Annotated in this window: 3 protein-coding genes and 2 pseudogenes; 1 reads left to right on the top strand and 4 read right to left on the bottom strand. The window is 40.2% G+C overall.

The features are described from left to right. Positions 1-245: 245 nt before the first annotated feature. The 4 genes and pseudogenes from LC605_RS31115 to LC605_RS31100 all read right to left on the bottom strand — a co-directional run. A pseudogene (locus LC605_RS31115) lies at positions 246-419 on the bottom strand (helix-hairpin-helix domain-containing protein); the annotation flags it as partial. Positions 420-632: 213 nt separating this feature from the next. Then, positions 633-1,586, bottom strand: coding sequence for a ParB/RepB/Spo0J family partition protein (locus tag LC605_RS31110; RefSeq protein ID WP_229551262.1), 954 nt, complete (start codon positions 1,584-1,586; stop codon positions 633-635). Further along, complete coding sequence (locus LC605_RS31105; protein WP_229551261.1) at positions 1,583-2,350, bottom strand: ParA family protein; 768 nt, start codon at positions 2,348-2,350, stop codon at positions 1,583-1,585. The genes LC605_RS31110 and LC605_RS31105 overlap by 4 nt, the downstream gene beginning before the upstream one ends. Positions 2,351-2,696: 346 nt before the next feature. Beyond that, a complete protein-coding gene (locus tag LC605_RS31100) occupies positions 2,697-3,635 on the bottom strand; it encodes a sigma-70 family RNA polymerase sigma factor (protein ID WP_306426894.1) in 939 nt (312 codons plus the stop codon). 384 nt (positions 3,636-4,019) lie between these two features. Between LC605_RS31100 and LC605_RS31095 the strand changes: the two are divergent. Beyond that, positions 4,020-4,457, top strand: a pseudogene (locus tag LC605_RS31095) (hypothetical protein); the annotation flags it as partial. Positions 4,458-4,533 lie beyond the last annotated feature (76 nt).

Here is a 4,533-nt window from a genome sequence, read left to right as displayed (position 1 = left end):
ATAAAGAAAATGGACATAGTAACAAAAATGGGAGAAGAAGATGGACGCAAATCCATATAAAGACTACTCTTAGCCAACTTTTCCTTTTAACTGGGATAACTTACTAGCATTACGTAGCTTGCCGCCGAAGGCATCGCTAGCGAGCAAAACCTTTATCTTGCATAGAGGCATAGAGTTTGAGCAGTTTAGTTTTCCTTTATGCTATTTTTTGGACGTTTTTGTCAGGTAAACGTTCAGTATGAAAGTAAGTAGCAATGCCCATCCTCAGCAGCTTCGCTCAAAGCGTGGACAAGTCCTGCACAATATCTGAATTCGCTATCAGGTGCAACTCCCAAGTTCCGAGCAATCTTGTCAGCAGTCAGAAACCCAATACCGTAGATGTCGGCGGCTAGCTGGTAGGGGTTATGGGTTACTGTAGCGTTCGTCGAAGACGTTGCCGAAAGGCATCGCTTTTATTGAAACTATGCAACTTAAACCCAAGGGACAGGAGTTAAATACGAAGTTGAAGGTACGGATGTGAATCTCGCGTTTAGGCCCTCTGACGGTGTACTCTTTGACTTGAATTATCTTACTGAGCATCGGCTCTGTAATCGGTGTTCTATTTATATTCAAATTAAAAGTATAAATTTAGACTAGTCATTGGAATTGAGCGAACTGTCATCTAAAAGTGATTCAATTTGAGCAAGCAGTTTTTCTAAAGCTTTTTGTTTTTTAGGATTCTCCCAAACAGGCGCTTTTTCTAATCTGCTTGATACTTGCTTATAGCGAGTCTTTAGAGAAATCGGCTTCTCATCAATTGCGCGAGATGATTTGATTCGTTCATTGATCTGTACTAAAGATAAACTTTCTGTTATTGCGGCTTCCATAAGTGCCATTCTTTCTAATTCATTCTTAACACGAGCAATAGCCGTTGCCTTAGTGTATTCAATTTTACCTTGACGTAATTTATCCAAGACATCTTGGGGTAGTTTTAGCAATGGCAAGCGACTGCTAACAAAAGATGACCATGATATTGTCCCTAATGTATTAAAAATAGATTGAATAGTTATTGAGTCCTCACTACCCAAAACGTTTTGGGTAACTTTCCCTTTAGCTTCGTTTTGCATTCGGTATAGAAGAGAAACTACATCACTAATATTTTGGTTTAACCGTAAACTTAGAAGTTCAAGTATACCTTCAGTTTCTTCTACAGAGTTTAAGTCTTCTCTGGCAAGGTTTTCAACAAGTGATATTTGTAAAGCTTCTTGATCGCTAAGTTCCTTGAAAACAACGGGGACAATTTCAAGTCCAATCATTTTGGCTGCACGTAAGCGTCGCTCTCCAGCAACAAGTTCCAATTCTTGTCCTTGTGGACGAACAAGAATTGGTTCAAGAATACCGTGTTCTTGAATCGATAGTGCAAGCTGCCTAAGTTTTTCACTATCAAAGTAGCGTCGAGGTTGTGATTGAGGTAGCTTGATTAAGTTAATAGCAATATTATGTGGGTTTCTGTCTTTCTCTTCGGTTTCAGGAAAGCTTTCACCAAGAAGAGCAGCTACACCTTTTAAATTACTGGTATATGGCTTGTCTTTTTTGCTGATACTCACTGTAGTTTTTCTAAGCTGAAGGCTATTTTTTTTAGGACATTAATGGCAGGATGCTTGGGATTATACAGTGCTAGTGGGAGGCGTGCCTCACTAGCATCAGCAAAGGCAATAGTTTTAGGAATTGGCTCGTGGACTGTTGCTAATGGTGACAACTGTGACAAAATGGCTTTCATAGTTCTACTCTCTTGAGCAGTACGCGCATCATACATTGTTGGGACAAAACCGGCAATGGTGAGGTCTTTATTTGCTCCTTTCCGAAGCGTTGCTACAGTTCTTAACAGTAAATCAGTTCCTTGAAATGATTTGAATTGGCATTGAATGGGAACCAAAACGTGTGTTGCTGCCACCAAACTGATCACGCTAAGAATTCCCAATGATGGAGGACAATCTATCAAAATAAAGTCATATCTATCTAATATAGAGGCGAGTGCATTTTTCAGACGCATTTCCCGCATTAGTGCGACAACGAGTTCAAGTTCGGCAGCACTCAAATTGATGTTGGCTGGAACTAAACTCATGCCATGAATTAATTCCGAATAAATTGGTAATGTTTCCTCGCCGACTACTGCTTCATAGACAGTTTTCGTAAAATTTTCTGGGTCGAGTCCCATAAAGGTCGTTAACGAGGCTTGTGGGTCTATATCTATAAGTAAAACGCGATTTTTATTTTTCTGACTGAGGTGGTAGCCCAAGTTCATAGTTAAACTGGTTTTACCTACTCCTCCTGACTGATTGAATAGTGCAATAATACGGGTTTTGTTCACAGTTATATTTCAATTGAGGTGGAGGAAAATTAGAGTTTGTTATTGAAGCCTCTACTACGGCTGATTTTATCCCTGGACAAAGTTTTATACAACCAAAAAGCTAAAGATTAAGTTTTAACAAAATTTAGGGGTTTAATTCCTAGCCTTTGAAGGGCAGCACGTGAAAGTGTTAGGGTCTAAATCCTAGCCCTTTCACGGAAAAAGCGTTAGCGACTGTGCGTAGCGTCATGGGCGAAAAAGCGAATTGGTTTAATTGCCCCAACTGTGAACAAACGGCGATTAGACTGAGTACGAATGGCGTACTTAAGGACAACAGCGATTCCTTCTCCTTGGATATAAAAAGTTTTCAACTAGCCAAATAATCTTTAATCAAGTCTTGCTCACGTCTTAAAGCTTTCATTCCCTGTTCATGAACAGAGCGGACTTTGCGATGAGTGAGATTGAGTTTTTGTGCAACCTCTTTTGCAGTCAACTTGTCCTCGCCCTCCAGACCAAACTGTAACATTAAGACTTGGCGTTGATTTGGTTTCAAGGTAGCTAAGAAATCCTGTAAATCTGACCGGAGGCATTCTAGAACAACATACTCTTGTGGGGAGATTCTTTCGTCGGGTAATATCTCTTGCAGTTGGTTTTCTTGCTCCTCTCCAATTCCTAACTCCAAAGAAACTAGCGGACGAAATGCGCTTAGGCATTCGGAAACTTGTTTAGGTGATGCGTCAACAGCTTCAGCGATTTCTATAATAGTGGGTGTTCTTCCCAAGGTTTGAAAAAGTTCAATGTGTGCTTTTTTGATTTGCATCAATCTTTTGGTCAGATCATGGGGTAGGCGAATAGTGTGGGATTGTTCTGCAACGGCTCTAGTAATTGCCTGCCGAATCCACCAGTATGCATAGGTAGAGAATTTATAGCCCCGATTCGGGTCAAACTTCTCTACCGCTTTTTGTAACCCGATAGATCCTTCTTGAATAATATCTAGAAATTCTAGGTTACTCCAACGATATTTTTTAGCGACTGCAACCACTAAGCGGAGGTTGGCAGTAATCATTAAATGTTTAGCCAGTTGACCAAGTTTTTGAATTTGGGTTAATTCTGCTTCTGTTTTATTCACCTCGGCAGCCAGTTCAGCCCTAGTTGGAGAACGCTTTAGCCGTTGTCTAAGAAGATTGTAATGCTTATCAAGTGCCAGCATTGACTTTACTTCTCTTGCATAGAGAATCTCTTGCTCCGGTAATAGCCTCAAAGCGACCAATTTCTCGTAGGTAAATTCCAAGTGTATCAGAACCAAAGCTCGCCATCTTGCGTGAAGCTAATTTAGACCTTGACAGTAGAGTATAAATCAAAGAGTCAACAATGATCTAATTTAATTTCTGCTACGTTGATAGAAAAAATTTCAAAGATTCGTGTTAGGTGCTATATAGGTGTTATATATACCCCAATAACCGTTCCGGACTTTGAGGAGATTTTGACCCCTATATAAGTGTTACATAGGTGTTAAATGGGGTACATTTGACTGGCTGTCATTTTATACCCCACTTCGCCCCCAACAGGTTATGATAAGCTTTTGAGGCCGGATCAAAAAGGGGTAGTTATTTTATTCTTCTCTTCTCTGCTTCTCCAGATGACCTGAACAAATAAATTTCTTTTCGAGAAACGTATTACATTGAAACTGATGTCCAACATTCACGCGTTGCAAAAAATTTTTCCTGCGGGTTTCGATAACGGTTACGGAAGCCTCAAACTTTTAGTCGAAGGATTTGAAGTAGTTCGTGTCCCCAGCTATATAACTAATGCCGAGATGGAAGATGTGCCAGGGCGTGTAGTTTTTAACGGCAGTGCTTACACAGTTGGAGAATCAGCTTTCCGCACAGGAAATTATTTTGACCGGAACACCGATAACAACGAAAACAAAGTCAACAACGCATTATTAACTTTGTTAGGTGCATTGGCACATCTGCCACACCGTAAAGCTTGGCACTTAAAATTAGTCGTCAGCTTACATGATGTTGGTCTGGCTAACGAATTACAAAAAGTACTCAGTGGGGAATATCAGCCAATACGGGGCGTGAGTATTATTGGAACAGAAAACCGGGTTAAGCTCAAAATCCTTATTGCATAAGGATTTTATTGAATGTTGTAGTAGCTCACTTTTCAACTTACCAATTACGCAATGACGATAAATCAAG

It is taken from the genome of Nostoc sp. CHAB 5836 (assembly GCF_020829445.1).
GTDB lineage: Bacteria > Cyanobacteriota > Cyanobacteriia > Cyanobacteriales > Nostocaceae > Nostoc.
The sequence above is the reverse complement of the archived record's forward strand: the minus strand, read 5'-3'. Positions and strand labels throughout refer to the sequence as shown.